The sequence below is a fragment of the Gluconacetobacter sp. genome (assembly GCF_047721585.1).
In the GTDB taxonomy this organism is placed as follows: Bacteria; Pseudomonadota; Alphaproteobacteria; order Acetobacterales; family Acetobacteraceae; genus Gluconacetobacter; species Gluconacetobacter dulcium.
The window spans coordinates 20,687-42,550 of sequence record NZ_JBDNXE010000014.1; the positions used below are offsets into that span (position 1 = coordinate 20,687).

The window sequence follows — 21,864 nt, forward strand, 5'->3', positions numbered from 1 at the left end:
TATTTTTAAAGCGAAAATGTAATATATTTTATTATTCGTCGATTATAATCTTCTTTCTCTTTTTGAAAACGTTTTTACAATGCACTGCGAACGGTTTGGCTGCGCCGTGGACGCGCCTTCAGCCTCGGCCCGGCCGCCGCCAGGGCAACAGATAGGGCGCGCGGCCGTGATGGCCGAAATGGGCCAGCCGGGCCTCGTGCAGTTCGATCGCGCCCAGAATGCCCAGCCGCACCAACCCCACCATCAGGGCCACACCGGCGAAAGGCGCCAGACCGTAGATCCAGAACCCGCGCCACTGGCCGGAGAACAGCGCCGGCCCCAGGCTGCGGGCCAGATTGGTGCTGTCACCCGACAGCCACGCTTCGAACGGATTCAGCATGAAGAACAGCGGGCCGGCCACCAGCGGCGTCACCCAGCGCAAGCGGGCAGTGCCCCCCATGAACAGCAGGCTGCCGATCAGCAGCGCCGTGGTGCAGATTTCGCCCGTGAAAGCCCAGCCCAGCGGCACCCACGCCGACGGCAAGGTCGCGGAAAAATGCGTGGCGTGCGACCACGCCGCCCAGCGCGGCCAGATCAGCCCCGCCAGTGCCACCAGGCCGGTGCCGAGTACCGCCCCCGCCAACTGGGCGGCGATGTAGCCCAGCATGTCGCGCCAGGCCAGGCGCCCCATCAGGGTAAAAGCCAGCGTCACCGACGGGCTGACATGCCCGCCGCTGACCCGGCCGAAAGGCGAGAGCGCGGCAAGCGTTCCGCCCAGCCCGAAGAACAGCCCCTGCAATGCCACCTGCAACGCGGGATGGGCCGCCAGCACCCGCCCAACCGGGCTGCCGGCCGCGCCAAGCAGAATGTTGGTGGAGAGGCCGAAGACCATCAGCAGCGCGGTGCCCGCGCATTCGCAGGCATAGAGGCGGGGATGGACCAGCCGGTCGGGGTGAGGCGCGCCAGCCAGCGGCCGGTCATGCGGCTGGGGATAGCATGCCGGATCGGGCGCCGTGGAGGAAACGGAAGCCGGCCCCGCCACGATCAGCCCTGGTAGGAGGCGATCTCGACCAGATTGCCGTCGGGATCTTCGCAATAGACCGAGGTGACGGGCCCCAGCGCCCCCAGGCGGGCCACCGGCCCGTCGGTGACGCGGACGCCGCATCCCTCCAGATGCTCGACCACATCGCCGCTGGAGACGGCGGTGATGAAACACAGATCGTTGGTGCCGGGCAGCGCGTCGGTGGCCGTGGCCCAGCCTTCCGCCCCATGGGGGCGGAGGTTGAGCTTCTGGCCGCCGAATTTCAGCGCCGTGCGGTTGTTGCGGCCATATTCCTCCCGCTCCATGCCCAGAACCCGTTGATACCAGGACGCCGAAACCTCCAGGTCACGGACGGTGATGACGACGTGGTCCAGCCGATCGACGGTAAAGCGCATGGAACGGGGATCTCCTTGTAGACGGAAAGCCGGGGGTGATCCCCCAGGCTCAGCCCGTCAGACCTTCATAGAAATCATTGCCCTTGTCGTCGATGACGATAAAGGCCGGAAAATTCTCGACCTCGATCTTCCAGACCGCTTCCATGCCCAGTTCCGGATATTCCAGAACCTCGACCTTGCGGATGCAGTCCTTGGCCAGCCGGGCCGCCGGGCCGCCGACCGAGCCGAGATAGAAGCCGCCATATTTGTGGCACGCCTCGCGCACCGCCTTCGACCGGTTGCCCTTGGCCAGCATGACGTACGATCCACCGGCAGCCTGGAGCATATCGACATAGCTGTCCATGCGCCCGGCGGTGGTGGGGCCGAACGAGCCGGTCGGCAGGCCGTCCGGCGTCTTGGCCGGGCCGGCGTAGTAGACCGGATGATCCTTCAGATACTGCGGCAGGCCCTCGCCGCGTTCCAGCCGCTCGCGGAACTTGGCGTGGGCGATGTCGCGCGCCACGACCACGGTGCCGGTCAGCGACAGGCGGGTCTTGACCGGGTACTGCGACAATTGCTTGCAGATCTCGGTCATCGGCTTGTTCAGGTCGATCTGCACCTCTTCGCCGCCCAGATGCTCGTCGGTGGTCTCGGGCAGGAAGCGCGCGGGATCGGTTTCGAGCTGTTCGAGGAAGAAGCCGTCGGCCGTCACGCGGGCCTTGATCTGCCGGTCGGCCGAGCACGACACGCCGATGCCCACGGGCAGCGACGCGCCATGGCGCGGCAGGCGCACCACGCGCACGTCATGGCAGAAATACTTGCCGCCGAACTGCGCGCCGATGCCCAGGCCCTGGGTCAGCTTCAGGATTTCCTGCTCCATCTCCAGGTCGCGGAAGGCGTGGCCCTGCGGGCTTCCTTCGGTCGGCAGGGTGTCCAGCCATTTGGTGGAGGCCAGCTTGACCGTCTCCAGCGTCTGTTCGGCCGACATGCCGCCGATCACCACCGCCAGATGGTAGGGCGGGCAGGCCGAGGTGCCGAGCGTGCGCACCTTGACGTCCAGCCATTTCAGCAGGTTTTCCTTGGTGGACAGCAGGGCACGGGTTTCCTGGAACAGGAAGGTCTTGTTGGCCGAACCGCCGCCCTTGGCGACGAACATCAGGTCCATCTGCTCGGCATGGTAGTCGCCGGGCGTGGCCGAGATATGGAACTGCACCGGCAGGTTGGTGCCGGTATTCACTTCCTCGAACATCGACAGCGGCGCCATCTGCGAATAGCGCAGGCTGGTGCGGGTATAGGTGTCGTAGACGCCGCGCGAGAACGCCTCTTCCTCGTTGCCGTCCACCCAGACGCGCTGGCCCTTCTTGCCGTAGACGATGGCGGTGCCGGTATCCTGGCACATCGGCAGCACGCCGCCGGCGGCGATGCAGGCGTTCTTCAGCAGGTCCAGCGCCACGAAGCGGTCATTGTCCGACGCTTCGGCGTCTTTCAGGATCTTGGCAAGCTGGGCCAGATGGTCGGGGCGCAGCAGATGCGCGATGTCGTGGAAGGCCCGGGCAGCCAGTTCGCTCAGCGCCTCGGGCTTGACATGCAGCACCGTGCGGCCGTCGCACACGCTGGTGTGGACCCCTTCGATGTCCAGCCGCCGGTACGGCGTGTCGTCATCGTGGAGCGGAAAGAGCGGGCCGTAGACGAACGGCTTCAACGGTGGCTTGGGGGGGGTGGATGCATTCAATGGACAGTCTCCCTCTGTGTGCCTGTCTCCCCCGGATTGCTTCCGGGTGGTGGCGATGCACGGAGAGCCCGGCCGCATCCGGGCCCCCCGGATGGTGTACGGTTCAGCCTGGGCCGGAACCTTTCTTCCGGAACGCGGCCAGGCTGACCACTTGTGGCGAGGACGGCGCGTCCCCGGAGGCCGCGGGGGCGTTTTCCGGGGCTTCCTGCACCGGGGCCGCCAGTTCGGCCGGTGCCTCCTCCTCGTGCGCCGGCTCGGGCGGGGTGAAGCGCAGCGCGAGCCGGATATGCGGGTCGGCGAAGGCGGTCACGGCGTCGACGGGAATGACCAGGATCGATCCCACGCCGCCGAAGGACAGACCGACCGAAATGGTCTGCGCATCCTCATCCACCTTCAGGTCCCAGAACTGGTGTTGCAGCACGATGGTGATCTCGTGCGGATACTGGGCACGCAGGCGGGCGGGCAGCACCACGCCCGGCCAGTCGGTGCGGTAGGTGATGTAGAAATGGTGCCCCTCGGGCAGTCCCTCGCGGCCCACATGCTCCAGCGCGCGCAGCATCACGCCCCGATACGCATCCTCGATCCAGGAATCGTAGGGGAGGAGGCTTTCCGGAATCATGGTGTCGAAACCGTTTTCCTCGTCGCGATCGTCGGACATGCGGGATACTCCGTACCGTCCGGCCGCCCCGGTGGGGGTCGACCGGGCCATGATGGCCGTGTGGGTCGCGCCACGCCCTGCCACAGCCTTCAGCCATGCGTCAAACCGCGCGGGCGCACAAGGGCTGCCACGGCAGGTCAGACATCACAACCGCAGGAAGAATAATGGCATGATCTGGCGGTGAAGTGGGAGGGCTTCTGTTGCCCGGTGCCCTCCCGAACCGCGCTTGTCACTTATGCAGCGACAGCGAGCACCTCAGAGTTATCGTTGGCACTTGTAAGTTAGCCCGATGACGGCGGTACAATGCCGGGCAAAAGGCAGGTCTTTACCATGCGTGTCGAGCCTGTTTCGTCCCCATGCTCCCCTGCCCCGAAGGGTCGTGACGGAGAGAGTTCTGGTGGAGACGCCGGGTACTGCCCCCGGGTCCACTACACTTATTCCACGTGCCGTTTATCGCCATAGCCAAGGAGCAAGCCCCTCCGGCACCCCGGTATATAAGGATGGCGCCTCCCGGTGGCAAGCCGTGTCCGTGGCCGGTGATTCGTGGTATGCGCGCCCTTGGACTCAGCGGCAGGCACGGAGCGCGGCAATGTTTTCAACGGACCAGAAATCGGAAATCGACGCCGCCCGCGCCGACTGGGCCGAGACGCGCCGCACGGTCGTTCCCGCCATCGAAGAGGTGCTGTACGAGCCCCAGCCGGTGCTGGGCACCGGATTCGTCCGGCTGGTCGACTATATGGGCGGTGACGAAGCCATCGTGCAGGGCGCGCGCGTCTCCTACGGGCGCGGCACCCGCAGCACGTCGGACGACCGGGGGCTGATCCGCTACCTGATGCGCCACCGGCATACCAGCCCGTTCGAACTGGCGGTGGCCAAGTTCCACGTCCGCGCCCCGATCTTCGTCACCCGCCAGTGGTTCCGCCACCGCACGGCCAGCATCAACGAATATTCGGCCCGCTATTCGGTGCTGGAGAAGGAATTCTATTTCCCCCGCCCCGAGGACATCGCCCACCAGTCCGCCAGCAACAAGCAGGGGCGCGGCGAGAGCCTGCCCGCCGATGCCGCCCAGCATGTGCTGGACCTGCTGCGCGAGGACGCGACCCGCTGCTACGACCATTACCTGGAGATGCTGAACCAGGACGAGGACGGGAATGTCGTCGATCCCGCCCGCCCGGTGGTGGCGCGCGAACTGGCGCGCATGACGCTGCCGGTCAATGTGATGACGCAGTTCTACTGGCAGCTCAACCTGTGGAATCTGCTGCATTTCCTGCGGCTGCGTGCCGATGCCCACGCGCAGTATGAAATCCGGGCCTATGCCGACACGATCCTGAATCTGGTCGAGCGCTGGGTGCCGCTGACCTTCGAGGCCTTCCGCGACTACATGCAGGAAGCCGCCCTGCTGTCCGGCCCCGCCCTGCGGGCCTTGCGCGACGTGCTGGCCGGGCGGGAGGTCGATTTGCAGGCCTCGGGCCTGTCGAAGCGCGAGGTCACGGACCTGATCGGCCTGCTGCCCGAGATCGCCCCGCGCCTGGGCCGCTAAGAAGCTGCTTGCGAAGTCGGCCTGACGGCCGCCTTCAGGCCGCCACGAGGTTCGACGGCCCCTCTTCCAGCACCCTTACCACATCGCCCACCGCGACCCGGCCGGGCCGCACCACGACCGCGTTCTGGCCGAACATCACCCCGCCTCTGGCGCGGCGGGTGCGGGCCAGCGTCGCCAGCGGTTCGCGCGGGTCGGGAATTTCGGCCGTCTTCTGGTCGATGGTCGTCATGATGCAGCGCGAACAGGGTTTGACGATGCGCAGCAGCGCCGCGCCCACAGCCAGCAGGCGCCAGCCATCCTCAGCCCACGGCCTGGCCCCTTCCAGCACCAGATTGGGCCTGAAACGATCCATCGGCACGGGAGTCGGCAGGTCGCGGTTCAGCGCCCCCAGCGACTCCCGGCTGGCCACCAGCACGGCGAATCCGTCCGCGAACCCCACGGTGGCCCCCGCCGGCGCGAATGCCGGGTCGGCCGGCCGTGCCCCGGCATCATGCAGATAGACCAGCCGGCAGGGGCGGCCCAGCGCGGCGGTGAGCCAGCCGGCCACGGCATCGCCCGCATCGACGGCCGGCACGCTGTCCTTCCATACCCGCACCATCCGCCGCGCGCCGTCGACGGGCGGCAGGGCGACCGCGTGTGCGCCCTGGCCCGCCAGCGCCAGCACCAGTCCACCGGGGTCGCGCGCCACCGTCACCAGCGCCATCCGCGCCACCTGCCGCTGGGTCAGGAAACCGCCATCCGGATCGGTGACCATCCAGCGCCGGTCATCCTCCAGCCCGCACGGCCCCAGCATGCCGGCCGCCACCGCGAGCCCGCCCAGAGACTTGACGGGATGGACATGCAACGCCGCCACCCGCGCCACAGGGGTCCCGGCCGCCGGGTCCGCCAGATCATTCATCATCCCTCACCATAACCCTGCTCACAGGACGCCGCCGCCGAGGCCCGCGCTCGATCACGGGAACGTGAACAACCCAGCCGGAGACGATGCCGCGCCCGTGTATTCCCTCCAGCGGCCGCAGTGCTCCGGAAACAGGCGCAGTACCCCGCCGGGGGGGAAAATCCTTGCCATCCCCGCCTCGTTCCCCCAACGCATGACCGATCGGTCATCGTGGGCGATTGCACGGGCCGCGTCCCATGCTAGAGAGAAGTTTCGCGGACGCGCGTTGACGGGCCGCGAGATCCATTGGCTTCCCCGCGCGTTACAGGCGTCGGGGACGGCAGACCAGGGAAACGGGAACGAGCATGCGTGCAGTGACAGGATCGAACTTACAGCCGTCCCGGTCATGTACGCCCACCCGCCGCCCGCGCCGGACCTCCCGCTTCTTCGCCGGGCTGGCGCTGGCCGCCCTCGCCGGCTGCGCCGCCCCGCCGCCCAAGGACCCGGAGGCGCTGGCCGAATATCGCGAGGCCAACGATCCGTACGAATCCCTCAATCGCAAGATGTACGACCTCAGCATGACGCTGGACAAATATTCCATGCGTCCGGTGGCCAAGGCCTATGTCTGGGCGGTGCCCTACCGCGTGCGGCAGTCGCTGGGCGGCCTGGTCCAGACGATGAACGAGCCGGTGGTGTTCTTCAACGATGTCGGCGCCGGCAAGCCCCGCCGGGCGGGCGATGCCTTCGTGCGCTGGTGCGTCAACATGGTCGCCGGTCTCGGCGGCCTGATCGATGTCGCGAAATATGCGGGCTATCCGCACCACGACAATGACGCCGGCCTGACGCTCGCGACCTGGGGCGTGCCGTCCGGCCCGTATCTGTTCATGCCGATGATGGGGCCGTCGTCGTTCCGCGACGGGGCCGGCTACGGCATCGATGTCGGCCTTTCGCCCTGGAACTATGTGCCCAGGGGCTACGGCCTGCTGACATTCAACTGGGCCTATAACATCATGGGCATGATCAACGGCCGGGCCGACCATCTGGATGCGCTGGACCAGTTGCAGAAAGATGCGCTGGACCCCTACGCCACCATCCGCAGCGCCTACCAGCAGCAGCGCAAGGCCCAGGCCGAAGCCATCCGCAACGACCACCGCGCCACCGTGCCCGACTGGTACAACTGAACAGGGACACAGAGATGAAGACAGCCCTCTCCCGTCGTCATGCACTGGGTCTCGCCGCCGCGACCGCTGCCCTGCACGTCGCGGCACCGGCCCGCGCGGCTTCCGCCCAGGAGGCCCGCGCATTCGTCAGCACGTTCGGCCAGCAGTTGATCGCGATCGTCAATTCCGACCGTACGCTGGCCGAGAAGAAGACCGCGATCCTGCCGCTGTTGCAGGACCATGTCGATATGGACGCCATCGGCCGCTATTGCCTGGGCCGCTACTGGCGGGTGGCCACGCCGGAGCAGCAGACGCGCTTCCTGGCGCTATTCCACCAGATTCTGGTCAATTCCATCTCCGACAAGATCGGCGACTACCGGGGTGTGACCTTCACCATCGGCAATGTCACCGCCTCCGGCACCGACCAGGCCGTGGATACCGTGATCAACCGCCCCGAGCAGCCTGTCGTGAACGCCCAGTGGATCGTCAGCTTCAGCAGCGGCAAGCCGATGGTGGTGGATGTGATGGCCGAAGGCCCCAGCCTGCGCCTGACCACCCGGCAGGATTATGCCTCCTTCATCGGCCGGCATAACGGCAGCATCGACGCCCTGCTACACGCACTGGAGCACCAGGTCGCCGCCCACGCCGGGCAATGACTCCCAGCCAGCCCGGCAAACGCGTCAGAAACGCGTGGCCGGGCCGGCATGCCATCCAGGTCGCCGCGTAAACCGCTGGCAGGACCCCCGGGCTGCCGCCGAGCCAGGGGGGCACCGAAGCAGCCGCGCATCGGAGGAAGATGCCTGGCCTGCGTGTGTGGCACGCGCCCCCGGGATAGCCTGGCGACGCGACGCCGAGCGTAAAGCAGCACATGGCCCATCGCAGCGACGGCGGATACCGGTTACGCTGCTGCCGGTCGATCTTCAGCCCCCTCCCCATCGGGTTCCGGGCACGTCAGCCCCCATATGGCGGGGCTGCGATGCAGCATTGTCCACCGTCACCTACCACCATACCGTTCGGGCAAACAGAACGCCGTCGACGTCAAAGGCTGACCAGGGAAAACGTACCCTTGTTCTGGAAATGCGTTCCATACCGGCCCGACAGGCTTTCAAATCGCCGTAAAATCGACGCAGCCTCATCCTTTTCGGCCAGAAACGGCACGCCTCTTTTATGCGCGGCCTTTCCCAGCCCCAATGAAACGGGATGAATCTCGATAGCTGAAAGACCTTTATGCGCGTCGAACTGGCAGACCGGCAGGATCGTTTCCCAAAATCTGCGATCGGCCGGAAAACCCTTCCTGTCGTTTTCTGTCCGCGCGCGGTACACCATGTGGGTCGTCGTCTCTAAAGGCACCTTGTAAAATTCGTAGGATTCCCTGGGCAGGGCCTCGATCAGTTCATTCTGTCCGATAAAATTGCCCAGCCCATAAAAAATCGCCTTGCCATTATATATCTCCAGCCCCTTGAGAAGATGCTGGCCATGACAGACTACAATATCGGCACCGGCGTCGATCATGCGCCTTGCAAATTCCTCGACGAACGCAGCAGGCGTCTCCCAGCTTATTGCGCCGTCGTCCCCATACCCCACATCATGCGTATGCAGGCTGACGACCACGACGTCCGAAACGATATCGGCCTCACGCGTCCAGCGTTCGATGTCCTGCATATCCCGCTCATCCGGTATTGTCTCCATCCTGCAGGAATCGCCCGTTACGAAATCCAGGCCCGCGAACGGCAGGACGCCATCAGGGGGCGCATACTCGAAGCCCAACCGCACCTGCTGCTCCTTGATGCGGGCCAGGCCCACCCGCTCATGGATGCCCTGGAGGGCGGCCATGTCATCTGGCGTCACCACGAAACGCCGTTTGTGGCGCAGCGGATTCAGGCCCGGTCGCCCCTGCATGCTGCACGTCTGGTCAGACGCTTCCTGCCCACGGGCAAAAGTCGAACAGCACGATATCATCGCGACCGTACCCTTGGGGTGGGTTGCATAGGCCGGGCGCCGGGCAGCTTCCAGCGTGCGACCGACACCCGCGAACAGGATCTGGCGCTGTTCCAGACAATCGAGTGCCGAGCGCACGCCCGCGACACCATAATCCAGACTATGATTTGTCGCTGCCGCAAACAGGGAAAAGCCTGCCTCAGATAAATCGTCCAGCACCCACGGGCGCGCACTGAAATGCGACCCGCCATGATCGAACACCGGATCACCTTCAAAATTGCTTGGCAACATTTCCAGATTTGTGAACGAAACGTCACACGCCCTGATCTTGTCAAACAGGCTACGGCATGTCGGATCCGACATGCTGTTCAATCTCCGAAATACGATACTGTCGCCTGTCAGGGAGACTCTCATGATATCCTCACGCAAACACATCAATATACCGAATGCACCGTCATGAATTCATGAGCGAATCCGCAATCTGTCCCCTCGTCGCAAACCAGACATTCTCGATACCGGATATATACTCGACGAATCTCCGCAATCCTTCTGCCCGGGCGGGTCGACCCACGATCCGGCAATGCAGACTGATCGTCATCATCTTCGGATGCTCGGCACCCTCGCGATACAGACAATCGAACGTGTCTTTCAGATAACTGAAAAAATCGTCCCCTTTTGCGAATCCGCCTCGCCAGAACTTGATATCATTCGCATCCAGCGCGTGCGGAACCACGCACCATTTCTGCCCATCGACGGATACAAAATATGGCAGATCATCGGCGTAGGAATCACAGTCGTAGTGAAATCCTCCATGTTCCACCAACAGCTTTCTCGTGTGAATACTTGGCGCATAACGGCAGTACCAACCGGTCGGAACCCGCCCGGTCAACGTCTTCAGCAGTTCATAGGCCTGGTGAATATGGTCCCGCTCTGTCTCGCGCGTCAGCCGGGACACTTCTTCCCAACGATAGCCATGACAGACGATTTCATGCTGCATGGCATCCGACAGATATGCCGCGAGCTCCGGATTGCGCTGTAGCGCGACGGGGCAGGCATACATCGAGACCGGAAGACCGAACTGGTCAAACAGGTCGATCAGGCGCCAGACTCCGGCACGACTGCCGTATTCGAAGAACGACTCCATCGCCAGGTCTCGCTCGCCCGGAGCGGGCGCGCGCGTTACCTCGCCCAGGGTCTCGCCATACGAATCCCCATCCAGCACGCTCTGTTCGGCCCCTTCCTCGAGATTGATGACGAAGGACACCGCTATGCGCGCACCGCCTGGCCATCGCATAACAGGGGGGCACCGTCCATACCCGACGAAATCGCGTTCACTCGCTTCTGCCGCTGTCATGATCCAGATCCTTTCAATCCCTCAACACAAAATTGCAGCGGACGGTAAAGAGCAGATCGCCTGCACCGCCAGCACCTCATCGTCTGTCCCGGTCGCGCATTATTGCGGGAGGCTGCCCGTCCATGGCCTGACACGCCGGCCGGAACCGGGCTCCGCCATCACAGTGTCGCCGTCATAGATCATCCGGCCGCGCAGATAGGTCGCGCTCACCTTCCAAGCCAGTTCCCGCCCGTCATAGGGGCTCCAATCCGCAAAGGCATTGGCGCTGGCCTGGGCGTCGTAGGTCCAGCGTTCGCGTTTCATGACCGTGATATCCGCATCCAGCCCAGGTCGCAGCGCACCCTTCTGCCCGGAAATGCGAAAGAGACGCGATGGGTTATAGGCCAGGAGACGCGGCCCCCAGCTCAGGGAAAGCCCCCTTTTTTTCAGCTCGGTCAGGAACAGGGGATAGATCACCTCCAGCGAAGGAACGCCAGACGCGTTGGCGAGCATGTTTTCGTTCAGCTTGCGGTCCAGCGACCAGGAGACATGATCCGTCGAAACGATGGTCACATTCCCCGCGGCCAGATGGTGCCACAATCCCTCGACATCCTTGCGCGGACGGATGGGCGGATTGACCTTCGCCTTGCCCCCTAACCGGGCGACATCGCCTTCCTCATCCAACAGCAGGTAATGGACGCAAGCTTCAATGGTCGAATCCACACCCTGCTGACGATAGGCGGAACAAAGCTCGTACCCACGGGGGATCGAGGCGTGCACGACATGCGCCGAACAGCCGGTCGCCGCTCCGATTTCATAAATCTGGGTAATGGCCAATGCTTCCGCCAGCGCAGGGCGGGACAGTCCATGCGCCGACCAGTCGGACAACCCCTTCTGCTTTACTTCCCTGATCGCAGATTTGACGAATTCGTCGTCCTCGTTGTGTACACCCGCGACCAGGCCGTACCGCGCGATTTCCGCGAAACATTCGGCCAGCAATGCGGCGGGAATACGTGGAAAGCGCTCGGGGTCCGTCTCGAACGTAGAGAATTTGAAACCTACGGCCCCCGCCTGCACCATACCGGGAATGTCGCCGGCGCCGACACGCGGGTCGATCGTCCCCCACAGGCCGAAATCGGTCCTGACCTGGCTGGCGGCCTCATGGGCCTTCTGCAACAGCCTGTCAGCATTGCAGACCAAGAACCCGTCGTCATAGGGCATGTCCATGATCGTGGTGACACCCCCGGCCGCCGCCGCCCGCGTCGTCCAGACAAAATCCTCCTGCCCCGCCTGGGTACGGGAGTGGACCTGCGCGTCAATGCCTCCGGGCAGCAGCAACCCATCGCCGTAATCGACCATATGATCGCAAGCTGGCGGCATATCCTGCCCAACCTGGACAATTTTCTCGTCGGCGACCGCGATCCAGCCATTTTCGATGACCCTGGTCTCGGTGACCACATTACCCTTGAGAATAAAATCGATTTTCATTTTTTCCTCCACTGGCGGAATCCGGACGTCCGCAACATCACAGACGGAACCCCTCATCATAATAACCGCTGATCAAGACAGGACCTTCGTCGTCGACGCGCCCAGCGTCACTCGGCACTTAACGAAAACATCATCCCTGCTCGCAGGAAGCCGCGCCCGTCGTATACGGCACCGGGCCAGGCCGACCAGGCAGAACGAACACGGTCACGACCATATCGACGACATACACCAGTCCAAGAAAACCCAGTGCGCCAGCGAAACCCAGTTGCGCGGCAGCATAGCCGATCACAAGCGGCGCCAGCCCCCCGCATGCCCGGCCGAGGCTCCACAATACGCTCTGAGCCGTACTACGGTTTTGCACCGGATAATATACGCCGACCAGTTCACCATACCCGCCCATCATTCCGTTGACGAATATGCCGGCAACGATCCCCAGCGGTATCAGCACCTGACTGGACTGAACACAGGAGTACAGCAGCACGATCATCGCCGCACCAAGCTGGTAGGATACGAAGGCCCGCCTGTATCCGATCTTCGCCGACAGACGACCGAAAAGCAGCACCCCCACGATCATCCCGACAACCATCAGCGCGGCGGCGAATCCCGAATTCATCATGCTGAATCCACGCTCCTTCGTCAGATAGGACGGAAGCCAGATCATCAGGCCGTAATATCCAAAATTCTGTATGAAGGCCATCGTGCAGATAGCGATGGAACTGCGACGCCTGATCGGCGGATACCATAATCCCTTCACCGGATTATCGCCCGTAGGACGCGACCGGCTGGACACCTGGAATTCCTCGGAATCCTGAACGCCCCGCCGGATGAAGAAAGCCGCCAACGCCGGCAGCCCTCCCACCACGAAGACACCGCGCCACCCGATCATTGGCAGAAGAAGCGGTGTGAGCAGCGATGCCAGCAACACGCCCAATTGCCAGCTCAACCCCACATAGGACGCTATACGCGGCCGCATGGTGGCGGGATACGCTTCGGTCGCCAGAACCACGCCGACCCCGAATTCGCACCCCATGCCAAGCCCGGCGCAGAACCTGTAGAACAGAAGATCGTAAAATCCCGTAGAAAAAGCTGATAGAATTGAAAATACCGAGAACACCAGGATCGACATCGATAAGACTCGCGCCCGACCGATATAATCCGCGAGGATGCCGAACCCTGCCCCACCGATCGCCCCGCCCACCAACGTCCACGTCACCAGAATTCCGCTGTCGATCGGAGACAGCAGCAGGTCGTGCGAAAGGGAGGGCAACATGAAACTGAGCATCAGCATGTCGAAGCCGTCCAGGGCAAAGCCCGCCATCGCTGCGATCAGGGCACGCCTTTGATTTCCATTCCTTGTCATTCCGCAATCCCCTTTCCAAAGAAGGTCGTCATTTCGTGCCCGGCTGACATGAGTAGAACGATCTCGTCTTTCGCCAACATCCTGCTCCGCCATCATGAGCGGACCGATGCCGAGGCTTGCCGCCCCGCTGCGCACCCCGTCAATCGTCATATCCTGCATCTGATATCCTCATCGGTGTCGCAATGAACGTCTTCAATTTGGAAAACGCGGATATGCTTTTCCTGAACATCACATTGTGGCGGGTCGGGTGGTGCAAACTGTCGCCACCGGTACCTACTGAGCCATCCATCCTCCATCCACCATGAGGTTATGGCCCGCGATATAGGTGGCATCATCACTCGCCAGAAACAGGACGGCACGCGCAACGTCCTGAGGTGTGCCGAGACGCGGCATCGGAGTACGTCGCCTTGAATAATCGAGACGTTCAGGATCGACGGCCGGCCCCGTCTTGCCAGTCAGGATCTTGCCTGGCGCCACGGCATTACAGATGATGTAATCCTTTGCATAGTCCGTGGCGACCTGTCTGGTCATATAGACGAGGCCCGCCTTGCTGACGCCATAGGCAAAGTCCTGCGGCGCGCCGATCATGCCATGCTGGGATGTAATGTTGACGATCCGTCCTCGCGCCTCATTCACGATATCCTGCTTCAACATCTGAAGGACGGCCGCCCGCAGGCAAAGATAGGCGCCTTTCAGGTTGACATCCATGACACGGTCCCAGTCCGCCTCCGTGGTGTCCGCCAGGGACAATCCGCCCCGGACCATCGCGTTGTTGATCAGGATATCAACACGACCGAAACGTATAACCACCAGATGAAACAGGGATTGTACGTCTGCCTGCCTCGAGATATCCGTCCTGACGAACATGGCGCTGTCTGTCAGTTTGCGCAGGGCGTGAATAACAGGCTCGCCCCCTTCCACAACGTCTTCTGTAATATCGGCCGCAATGACGGTTGCGCCTTCCCGGGCAAAAAGCAGGGCAATGGCGCGTCCTATACCCGACGACGCTCCGGTGACGATTGCGGTCTTGTTCAGAAGGCGCATGAGAAAACCCCTAATGACGGATAATTTGCTGCAGGAATGTGCGGGTACGGTCATGCGCCGGCCCCTGGAAAAAGGCCTCCGGTGCGTTTCGTTCCAGAATTCGGCCGGCATCCATGAAAATGACCTCGTCCGCCACGCTGCGGGCAAAGCCCATTTCATGGGTCACACAGACCATTGTCATCCCGTCCTTGGCCAACTGGACCATGACGTCGAGAACTTCCATGATCATTTCCGGATCCAATGCCGATGTCGGTTCGTCAAAGAGCATGATCTTGGGTTCCATGCACAACGCACGGGCAATGGCAACGCGCTGTTGCTGTCCACCCGAGATCGCCGAGGGAAGCTTGTCTGCATGATCGGAAAGCTTCACCCGTTCCAAATAGAATCGGGCCAGGATTTCGGCCTCGGCCTTCGATTTCCCGCGCACCTTTATCGGAGCGATCATGAGGTTCTTCAGGACGCTAAGATGAGGAAACAGATTGAAATGCTGGAACACCATCCCGACTTCGCGCCGGATCAGGTCCAGGCTCCTCGATTTTCCGTGGACTGGCGCGCCATTGACGAAGAGTTCGCCTCCATCAAAGCTCTCCAGTCCATTCATGCACCGGATCAACGTGGATTTGCCTGATCCCGATGGACCACAGATGACGACGCGCCGCCCCGGCGCGATCGTAAGGCTGACATCCTTCAGTGCATGATAGCTGCCATAGTGTTTCTCGAGCGCGCGCACATCGATGGCCGCGCGGCCTTCCAGATGGTCCGGCATATTGGAGGGCCTGCTACAGGTCATCGGGATACTGCTCCAGCCAGTTCAGATAGTTGACAACGGTATCGGCCCCTGTGAAGCACGGCACATAGTCCGTGTCCTGCAGCAGGCGGTCGATGGACAGCGGGGCACGGTCCTGCCTGAGCGGAGACAGGATTGTTGGCGCCTTGCCCGGAACGGAATGGGTTATGGGCGCTCCATGCAGGACAGACGCCATGACCGTCCCCCATTCGGCGACTGTGCTGACAGACCCGTTTCCTATGTTATAGATGTCGTGTTTCAAAACCTGGGCGAGCGCAAGGGATGCGATCCCTCTCCCGGCATCACGGCTGTAAAGCCAGTCTCCCGCCATTCGCCGGTCAAGAATGACCGGTTCGCCGCGCAGCAGGCGTTCAAGGAGTTGCGCGTGAGGACTGAGCATGGGACGCACGGCCGTCCCATGCTCCCAGGGGCCATAAACCGGCCCGATCCGGGCGATCCGCACATCCATTTGATAAATCTCCGCGAGGCGCAGAGCCGTTTTTTCCGCCGCCACCTTACTGATTCCGTACAGGCTATGCGGAGCGAGCGGATGGTCTTCCGATATCATGCCTTCCGCCGGATCGACATGACCGTAGACGGCCACGCTGCTGGCCATCACGACACGCCGGATATCCGGGATTGCCCGCACTGCCTTCATGAGCGAAGCGACACCTGAGATATTGACCTCCGTAATCCGCTCCGGCGCGGCCTTTTCCGCATCCAGGTCCGGCGTGACGGCTGCCAGATGAATCACGATATCCGGCCGACAGACCCCAAGTGCCCGTTCAAGGTCGTGCGCCGAGCGGATATCGCCATGGACAAAGGCCACGTCCCGCAAGGGGGCTCTTTCGCCAAACCGCGCGGGGACAGGAGCCATCGCGAACAGGAATGGGGTATGTCCTCGCGCAAGGAATGCTTCGGCGACGGCCAACCCGACGGAGCCCGTGCCCCCCGTCACGAAGACCTTCAAAGATCGACCCTCCCTAGCAATGCTCCCCTTTCCAGTCGTGAAACAAGGTGAGAAAACGGCCATAACAATACGAAGAAGATGATACCTACGGCGCTGAGCGGAGTAGGATTGTATATCTGTTCCTGGGCGATCTCGGCGGAGCGGATCAGTTCCGGTATCGCGACAAGTCCGGCGATCGACGTGGTCTTGACCAGTTCAAGGGAGTTGCTGGCTAGTGGAGCAGCGGCCCTGCGCAGGACCTGCGGCAGGATGATGTAGAACATCGCCTTCGTACGGTGAAATCCCAGCGCCTGGGCCGCCTCCATCTGCGAAACTGGAATCGATTCCAGACCAGCGCGGAATATCTCGCTGAAATAGCCCGTATTGTTCAGGACAATCGCGGCCACGACAGCGGAAAAGCCGCCCAGCGTTATCCCCAGAAACGGCAGGCTGTAATAGATCAGGATCAACATCATCAGAACGGGAAAAGCCCTCATCAGGTCGATCAGAACCAGCATGAACCGCCGGACCCGCTTTCCCGCGAAACTGTAGAGAAGCGCAACAGAAAGACCACATAGGATAGCGAGCGGCAATGCGACGACGGAAAGCAGCAGCGTGAGCCTCAGCCCCTGCCAGAGTAGATACTGCACCGGCATGAGCGATGAAATATTGAAGAAATTTGTCAGGAACAGGTGCATTGCCGGATGATCCTTAGCGCGAGAAATGCCGTTCCGTGTATCGGCTGAACATGACGAGCGGAAAGAAAAACAGCAGGTAGAAAAATGTCGCCAATATCAGTGGAGAGGGATTCGCCTTTATCGCCATGACACTTTGTGCGCTTCCAAGCGTTTCCTGCAAGGACACCGCAACCCCGAATGCCGTTCCTTTCGTAATGGCGATCATCCGGTTGGTAACAAGAGGAAGCGCAAGCCGGAGTGCCTGGGGCAGGATGAAGAAGAACAGGCTCTGCGAACGCCGGAACCCGAGAGCAACGGCGGCTTCCCATTGGCCACGAGGTACGGCGACAATAGCCGTCCAGAAAATCTCCGCTGAAAACGCGGCAAGCACCGCGGAAAGGGCGACCACGGTCGAGAAAAATGCCGAGAGACGGATACCCGCATACGGCAGGCCAAAATATATGAAAATCAGGACCACCAACTGCGGCATGGTCCGGAAAATTTCGATATAAAACCGGATCAGCGCGTTGAGGATACGATTGTTGATGCACCGCAGCAAGGCAAACCCGAGACCGAATCCCAAGCCGAGGATAATGATGGACAGGGCGGCAAGAACCGTCACCCAGAAGCCCTGCAGCACATCGGGAAAAGCCTCTCTTATGATCTGAGCATTGAAATAGTTTTCAATAATCTGGTGCATGCGCCGTCCGGCTATGGGAAAATGTGCTGATTGCGATCTGAGCGGATTTCATATGGAAAAATCAATAACATTCTAAATCATGCGGTCTGGCATCGTAACCCGAGAATCCGGGTGGCCCGAAGCCCGGATAGATGGTCGTAAGAGGACTGCCCTTTGGAGGAACGGCGCCGTACCACTTGAGGTAAAGCCTGGCCAACACACCCTCCCGCTTCAGACATTCAATGGCCCTTTCGGCTCGGCCCCGCAATTCCGCATCATTTCTGCGGAATGCGTAAGCAAAATTCCGGCCATCAAAGTCCTTGTAGGCGACTTCGATGAGCGGATTCCTGCTGGCCGCGTAAACGGTCGTCGGAATTTCATTCAGAGCCGTAAGGGCGCGGCCCGTCAGCACGGCCAGCACCGAATCGGGAAATGTTTCATAACGCTGGATCGTAAATCCATAGCGCTCCTGGTTCTGCGTTGCCCAGGTATCAGACAAAGTCCCCCGGTTTACCGCCAGCACCTGCCCCCTAAGGTCTTCCAGACCCGACAGCTTCCTCCCTTTGAGAACGATAAAGCCATTTCCTGTCGCAAAGATCGGTTCGCTGAACAGAAGTCTTTCGCTGCGCTCACGTGTGATGTTGAGCGGATTGACCGTCATATCGATACGCGAGGAAAACAGCGCCGGGAACAGGCCGGAGAAATTGATGTCCTCGATATCAACGGCCCCGTATCCCATTTTCCGCCCGACCGCCCTGATCAGGTCTACCCCGAACCCTTCCGGTCCATCGTGCCCCCGGACGATCCACGGTGCCACGCCGAAGTCCGACCCGACCGTCAACGTTCCCGCGGGCGATGGCGTGGCGCACCAGCCAGCCCACGGAAATGCCACGAACGCCGCGAATGCCACGCACAGGAGAACAGGATATGATTTCCTCATTCATATAGCTCCCGAATACGCGCGACCTATCGCTGGTCTTTTTCCCAAGCTGCCGGCCGCCATATGCTCGACCGGCATGGCTGGGAAAACATGATGAACATCGCGTCCGTCGCCATGCGGCCGCATGCGCGCCACCCGTGACGTCAGAACGTCACGCCGGCCTGCAACCACACATAGCGCCCGATCATTTCCTCACCGTAAAGGCCGCTAGCCGTATTATAGACGGCGGTCGGGATATAGGGGGGAGCCTTGTTGAATAGATTGTTGACCCCGCCATCCATATGCCACTTGCCAAAATTATATCCGACCGAAATGTCGTGCGACGTAATCGGACTGACCCGATAGACCGAGTTGGTCTTGGCCGTCAGATCCGTGGTACCGTTGTTGAGCGTCATGCCACCCGTGAAGTTCATCATATAGGTTACTTTGAAGTTCCCATGATACCAGCTGGCTCCGAAGTAATCCTTCACGCGCGGGAAACCATATCCGGCGGAATAGATCATCCGGCCATTATAATTAAGCCACGGGCCACCTGGGCTGTTCTGCTGCTGGTAGCTGATGACCTCCTGCATGTTATTGGAAATCACGAGGGTGTCATCCATCGTCAGGTGGATGGGATAGCTGACATCGAAGTCGATGCCGCCGGTCCTGACACCGCCGAGATTCTGATAGACCGACGAAACCTGCGTAATCTGCCCCGAGGAACTGCGCGGCGCTATATTGCCACAATAGGACGTATTCAGCCCCTCATAGCATTGATCGAGAATATATTGTGGGTTGACCGTGTTGATGGTGTTCTTGATCGTATAGTGCCAATACTCCACCGATATATTCAATCCAGGGATAAAGCGCGGCGTGAGGACGGTACCAAATGTATAGGTGCGCCCCTCTTCGGGTTTGAGCGAACTGTTGCCGCCGGACAGAACCGGAAGCTGCCCCGACCAGGCGGATGTAAAGTGGTTTGCATCGACGCCAACCTTGCCACAGTTCAGAACGACGGCGGAACTGAGGGCGCCATAGGTCCGGGCCTGCGAGCAGGGATCGATCGCCGACGTCAGGGCCAGGGTATTGCCGCCATACAGTTCGTAGATGCTCGGCTGGCGATAGGATGTTCCGAGCGTTGCCCGGAAACGGATATCGCGTGTGGGCGCCCAGTTGATGCTGGTTTTCCAGTTCTCTGTCGATCCGAACGTATTGTAGGACGACCACCGGCCCTGCGCGCCGACAGTCAGATCCTTGGCAAGCCGGGCATTCTGCAGAAGAGGAACGCGCAACTCGCCATAGACTTCATTGGCATTGAATCCGCCACCCGTCGATGCCGAGCTTTCACCCGCGATCTGCCCGGCCGCAATCAGCGGATCGGGGCTGAAGCTACCCTGCTCGCTGCGATGTTCCATACCAAAAGCCAGGCCGATATTGCCACCATTCCGGTAAGGCAGTTTGACAAGCTTGTTGTTGTTGATCCTCAGATTGAAGTCCCTGAGCTGGTAGTTCGCATGGCCGTGCTGCGTATAGCTGATATAGCGGGCGCCCTGTCCGGACCAGGGCATGAAGGGATTGACCAACTGGCAGCCCGCAGAACTGGCACAGACAGAGGGATTATAGACGATGGCGCTTGAAGAATTGCCCGGATTGATCTGTTCGACACCCAGTTCCTGAAGGAGATGGGCGTAATTGATGTCGTTGGTCGTCTGGAAGGAGGACTGGCTGGAACCATACGCCATGGAAACGTCGTATTTCCAGTTGCCATAAATCTGCCCCTGCGCGCCGGAGGTTACCTGATAGGTATCAACCGCAGTGCTCAACTCGCGCGGACCCAGCTCGGCGAAACGCTTGTAGAGACCGACATTCTTCCCCCAGACGTTATAGGGATTGTCCGCGGGCAGCGTCAGGGAACTAAGGAGGGTGGATTGCGGATTGCCGCTACCGGGCACACCAAGCCCGGTGATGCCCGACGTCGAGCGATGGGCGTAGTTGACGTTGCTATAAATAGTAATATGCCGATTGATATCGTAATGAAAATCGCCATTCAAATTGCCAGACTGGGTGTATCCCACCATTGTCTGGTCCATACCGTAATTATAGTTATCCGATGAATTGTATTTCGAAAATGAACCGTCGTTATTGCTGATCAGATTCATCCCGCTCGGATCGACGCGGGTTCGAGACGTGATGGACGATCCGAAAATCGCGGTCGCACCCGGTGCAGGATTGTTGCTGGATGGATTACGCGACCACGAACGGTCACGCTGATACGTCCCACCCTGCGTCAAATACTGGCCAAAAACTGAAATATTGCCCCGATCATGATCGAAATTGAAGCCTTTGTGCGCCGAAATGCGCCCCGTCCGGTCATCGCCAACGTCCGTAATGCCGCCGCGCACCGAAATCGTCGCGTCGTTGACATCGTGCTTGAGTTTAATATTGAGCACGCCCGAGACAGCATCCGCGCCATAGAGTTCCGAACCGCCGTCCTTAAGAATTTCAACCGACGCGATCTGGTCCGTTGCAATGGCGTTCAGATCCACGCAGGACGAGGAGGTGCCCATCGTCTGGACCATCCTCTTGCCGTCGACAAGAACAAGCACGCGCGATTGTCCCAGATTCCGCAGGTCCACGCATGACAGTCCGTTTCCCGCAATCGATTTCGAGTTGGAAGAACCGGTGGAGCCGATCGACGGAAGCCGCAGCAGATAATCCCCGATGGTCGTTGCCGAGGTGTTCTGGATATCGGCGGCCTTGACTGTCTGGACGGGATTGGGGTCCGAATTGCGCGCGCCACCAAGGTAGGACCCGGTCACGACCACGGTTTCGGCTTCTCTGGGCTCCACCGCCTGGGAGAGCGGGGCCACATTCACCGAGCCCTTCACGCCACGCGCCGGGGACATGATCTTGGCGCCCTTGTCCATGCTGGGCAATGCATTCAGGGGCTTTTTAGCCGCTACCGCCTTGCCGGGCACAGGCTTGCGCTCGGACGTATCCGATGCGGCCTGCGCCGCGCCGCCTCCTAAGGTGGCAAGAAGGCACACGCCGCACATGAGACGGAACCTTGTTTTCGTGATGATCATCAACCCCTCCAAATCATACCTTCCATCCGAATGATCACCCGATTCCGCACCTATGCGCCCGGTTACTCATTCGTCATTCCGGTCGCTACGCTCCTCGCCTCCCGACGATGCGATCCCGACATGGCCGCCTTTCCTATTTGTTATCATATCGGAATAGAAACAACACGAAACGAAAACTATGTTCTGACCTTATGAAAACTCTCATCCGCGATGTCCCAAGGACAATCGTCCAGCTGCAT

At 61.1% G+C, this 21,864-nt stretch carries 19 protein-coding genes and 1 other RNA gene; 3 read left to right on the forward strand and 17 right to left on the reverse strand.

What is annotated here, in order from left to right:
- Positions 1–118: 118 nt before the first annotated feature.
- The 5 genes from ABF821_RS04760 to ssrA form a co-directional block, all read right to left on the reverse strand.
- Positions 119–1,021: an MIP/aquaporin family protein gene (locus tag ABF821_RS04760; RefSeq protein WP_415529217.1), complete on the reverse strand. Its 903-nt coding sequence runs from the start codon at positions 1,019–1,021 to the stop codon at positions 119–121.
- Between the two features lie 2 nt (positions 1,022–1,023).
- A complete protein-coding gene (locus ABF821_RS04765; RefSeq protein ID WP_114725502.1) occupies positions 1,024–1,416 on the reverse strand; it encodes a VOC family protein in 393 nt (130 codons plus the stop codon).
- 49 nt (positions 1,417–1,465) lie between these two features.
- Positions 1,466–3,127: a fumarate hydratase gene (locus tag ABF821_RS04770; RefSeq protein WP_415529218.1), complete on the reverse strand. Its 1,662-nt coding sequence runs from the start codon at positions 3,125–3,127 to the stop codon at positions 1,466–1,468.
- Between the two features lie 103 nt (positions 3,128–3,230).
- Positions 3,231–3,785, reverse strand: a complete 555-nt coding sequence (locus tag ABF821_RS04775; RefSeq protein WP_415529219.1) for an SspB family protein — start codon at positions 3,783–3,785, stop codon at positions 3,231–3,233.
- Positions 3,786–3,969: 184 nt separating this feature from the next.
- Positions 3,970–4,309, reverse strand: a transfer-messenger RNA (tmRNA) gene (gene ssrA / locus ABF821_RS04780).
- A 65-nt stretch (positions 4,310–4,374) separates the two neighbouring features.
- On the opposite strand from ssrA, the gene thyX reads away from it, so the two are divergent.
- Complete coding sequence (thyX, locus tag ABF821_RS04785; protein WP_183008286.1) at positions 4,375–5,325, forward strand: FAD-dependent thymidylate synthase; 951 nt, start codon at positions 4,375–4,377, stop codon at positions 5,323–5,325.
- Positions 5,326–5,359: 34 nt separating this feature from the next.
- Here thyX and ABF821_RS04790 read toward each other — a convergent pair whose 3' ends face one another.
- Positions 5,360–6,226, reverse strand: a complete 867-nt coding sequence (locus tag ABF821_RS04790; protein ID WP_415529220.1) for an MOSC domain-containing protein — start codon at positions 6,224–6,226, stop codon at positions 5,360–5,362.
- A gap of 341 nt (positions 6,227–6,567) precedes the next feature.
- Between ABF821_RS04790 and ABF821_RS04795 the strand changes: the two genes are divergently transcribed.
- Together ABF821_RS04795 and ABF821_RS04800 are read left to right on the forward strand one after the other, a co-directional pair.
- Positions 6,568–7,383 carry a VacJ family lipoprotein gene (locus tag ABF821_RS04795; protein WP_182973162.1) on the forward strand — a complete coding sequence of 272 codons (816 nt, stop codon included), beginning with the start codon at positions 6,568–6,570 and terminating at the stop codon, positions 7,381–7,383.
- A gap of 14 nt (positions 7,384–7,397) precedes the next feature.
- The gene (locus ABF821_RS04800; protein ID WP_415529221.1) at positions 7,398–8,018 is read left to right on the forward strand and encodes an MlaC/ttg2D family ABC transporter substrate-binding protein; all 621 of its coding nucleotides are present in this window, start codon (positions 7,398–7,400) and stop codon (positions 8,016–8,018) included.
- A gap of 382 nt (positions 8,019–8,400) precedes the next feature.
- Here ABF821_RS04800 and ABF821_RS04805 read toward each other — a convergent pair whose 3' ends face one another.
- The 11 genes from ABF821_RS04805 to ABF821_RS04855 all read right to left on the reverse strand — a co-directional run bounded on the left by ABF821_RS04805 (position 8,401) and on the right by ABF821_RS04855 (position 21,625).
- The gene (locus tag ABF821_RS04805) at positions 8,401–9,735 is read right to left on the reverse strand and encodes a CapA family protein (RefSeq protein WP_415529233.1); all 1,335 of its coding nucleotides are present in this window, start codon (positions 9,733–9,735) and stop codon (positions 8,401–8,403) included.
- A 19-nt stretch (positions 9,736–9,754) separates the two neighbouring features.
- Positions 9,755–10,654, reverse strand: coding sequence for a polysaccharide deacetylase family protein (locus ABF821_RS04810; RefSeq protein ID WP_415529222.1), 900 nt, complete (start codon positions 10,652–10,654; stop codon positions 9,755–9,757).
- Between the two features lie 99 nt (positions 10,655–10,753).
- Positions 10,754–12,121: a dihydroorotase gene (locus ABF821_RS04815; protein ID WP_415529223.1), complete on the reverse strand. Its 1,368-nt coding sequence runs from the start codon at positions 12,119–12,121 to the stop codon at positions 10,754–10,756.
- A 130-nt stretch (positions 12,122–12,251) separates the two neighbouring features.
- Complete coding sequence (locus tag ABF821_RS04820) at positions 12,252–13,481, reverse strand: MFS transporter (RefSeq protein ID WP_415529224.1); 1,230 nt, start codon at positions 13,479–13,481, stop codon at positions 12,252–12,254.
- Positions 13,482–13,754: 273 nt separating this feature from the next.
- Complete coding sequence (locus ABF821_RS04825; RefSeq protein ID WP_415529225.1) at positions 13,755–14,525, reverse strand: SDR family NAD(P)-dependent oxidoreductase; 771 nt, start codon at positions 14,523–14,525, stop codon at positions 13,755–13,757.
- A 10-nt stretch (positions 14,526–14,535) separates the two neighbouring features.
- Positions 14,536–15,291, reverse strand: a complete 756-nt coding sequence (locus tag ABF821_RS04830; protein ID WP_415529226.1) for an amino acid ABC transporter ATP-binding protein — start codon at positions 15,289–15,291, stop codon at positions 14,536–14,538.
- Positions 15,292–15,304: 13 nt separating this feature from the next.
- Positions 15,305–16,345: an NAD-dependent epimerase/dehydratase family protein gene (locus tag ABF821_RS04835; protein WP_259657204.1), complete on the reverse strand. Its 1,041-nt coding sequence runs from the start codon at positions 16,343–16,345 to the stop codon at positions 15,305–15,307.
- Entirely contained in the window at positions 16,279–16,959 is a 681-nt protein-coding gene (locus tag ABF821_RS04840; protein ID WP_415529227.1) for an amino acid ABC transporter permease, read from the reverse strand. Before ABF821_RS04840 ends, ABF821_RS04835 begins: the two co-directional genes overlap by 67 nt.
- Before the next feature lie 13 nt (positions 16,960–16,972).
- The gene (locus ABF821_RS04845; protein WP_415529228.1) at positions 16,973–17,638 is read right to left on the reverse strand and encodes an amino acid ABC transporter permease; all 666 of its coding nucleotides are present in this window, start codon (positions 17,636–17,638) and stop codon (positions 16,973–16,975) included.
- A 61-nt stretch (positions 17,639–17,699) separates the two neighbouring features.
- Positions 17,700–18,557, reverse strand: a complete 858-nt coding sequence (locus tag ABF821_RS04850) for a substrate-binding periplasmic protein (protein WP_415529229.1) — start codon at positions 18,555–18,557, stop codon at positions 17,700–17,702.
- Positions 18,558–18,700: 143 nt separating this feature from the next.
- Positions 18,701–21,625, reverse strand: coding sequence for a TonB-dependent receptor domain-containing protein (locus ABF821_RS04855; RefSeq protein ID WP_182973152.1), 2,925 nt, complete (start codon positions 21,623–21,625; stop codon positions 18,701–18,703).
- Positions 21,626–21,864: the final 239 nt, after the last annotated feature.

Excerpts from the sequence above, each read along its gene's own strand:
- ABF821_RS04765 (WP_114725502.1), bottom strand. The coding sequence starts at position 1,416 with ATGCGCTTTACCGTCGATCGGCTGGACCACGTCGTCATCACCGTCCGT.
- ABF821_RS04775 (WP_415529219.1), bottom strand. The coding sequence starts at position 3,785 with ATGTCCGACGATCGCGACGAGGAAAACGGTTTCGACACCATGATTCCG.
- thyX (WP_183008286.1), top strand. The coding sequence starts at position 4,375 with ATGTTTTCAACGGACCAGAAATCGGAAATCGACGCCGCCCGCGCCGAC.
- ABF821_RS04790 (WP_415529220.1), bottom strand. The coding sequence starts at position 6,226 with ATGATGAATGATCTGGCGGACCCGGCGGCCGGGACCCCTGTGGCGCGG.
- ABF821_RS04795 (WP_182973162.1), top strand. The coding sequence starts at position 6,568 with ATGCGTGCAGTGACAGGATCGAACTTACAGCCGTCCCGGTCATGTACG.
- ABF821_RS04800 (WP_415529221.1), top strand. The coding sequence starts at position 7,398 with ATGAAGACAGCCCTCTCCCGTCGTCATGCACTGGGTCTCGCCGCCGCG.
- ABF821_RS04805 (WP_415529233.1), bottom strand. The coding sequence starts at position 9,735 with ATGTGTTTGCGTGAGGATATCATGAGAGTCTCCCTGACAGGCGACAGT.
- ABF821_RS04810 (WP_415529222.1), bottom strand. The coding sequence starts at position 10,654 with ATGACAGCGGCAGAAGCGAGTGAACGCGATTTCGTCGGGTATGGACGG.
- ABF821_RS04815 (WP_415529223.1), bottom strand. The coding sequence starts at position 12,121 with ATGAAAATCGATTTTATTCTCAAGGGTAATGTGGTCACCGAGACCAGG.
- ABF821_RS04820 (WP_415529224.1), bottom strand. The coding sequence starts at position 13,481 with ATGACAAGGAATGGAAATCAAAGGCGTGCCCTGATCGCAGCGATGGCG.
- ABF821_RS04825 (WP_415529225.1), bottom strand. The coding sequence starts at position 14,525 with ATGCGCCTTCTGAACAAGACCGCAATCGTCACCGGAGCGTCGTCGGGT.
- ABF821_RS04830 (WP_415529226.1), bottom strand. The coding sequence starts at position 15,291 with ATGCCGGACCATCTGGAAGGCCGCGCGGCCATCGATGTGCGCGCGCTC.
- ABF821_RS04835 (WP_259657204.1), bottom strand. The coding sequence starts at position 16,345 with ATGGCCGTTTTCTCACCTTGTTTCACGACTGGAAAGGGGAGCATTGCT.
- ABF821_RS04840 (WP_415529227.1), bottom strand. The coding sequence starts at position 16,959 with ATGCACCTGTTCCTGACAAATTTCTTCAATATTTCATCGCTCATGCCG.
- ABF821_RS04845 (WP_415529228.1), bottom strand. The coding sequence starts at position 17,638 with ATGCACCAGATTATTGAAAACTATTTCAATGCTCAGATCATAAGAGAG.
- ABF821_RS04850 (WP_415529229.1), bottom strand. The coding sequence starts at position 18,557 with ATGAGGAAATCATATCCTGTTCTCCTGTGCGTGGCATTCGCGGCGTTC.
- ABF821_RS04855 (WP_182973152.1), bottom strand. The coding sequence starts at position 21,625 with ATGATCATCACGAAAACAAGGTTCCGTCTCATGTGCGGCGTGTGCCTT.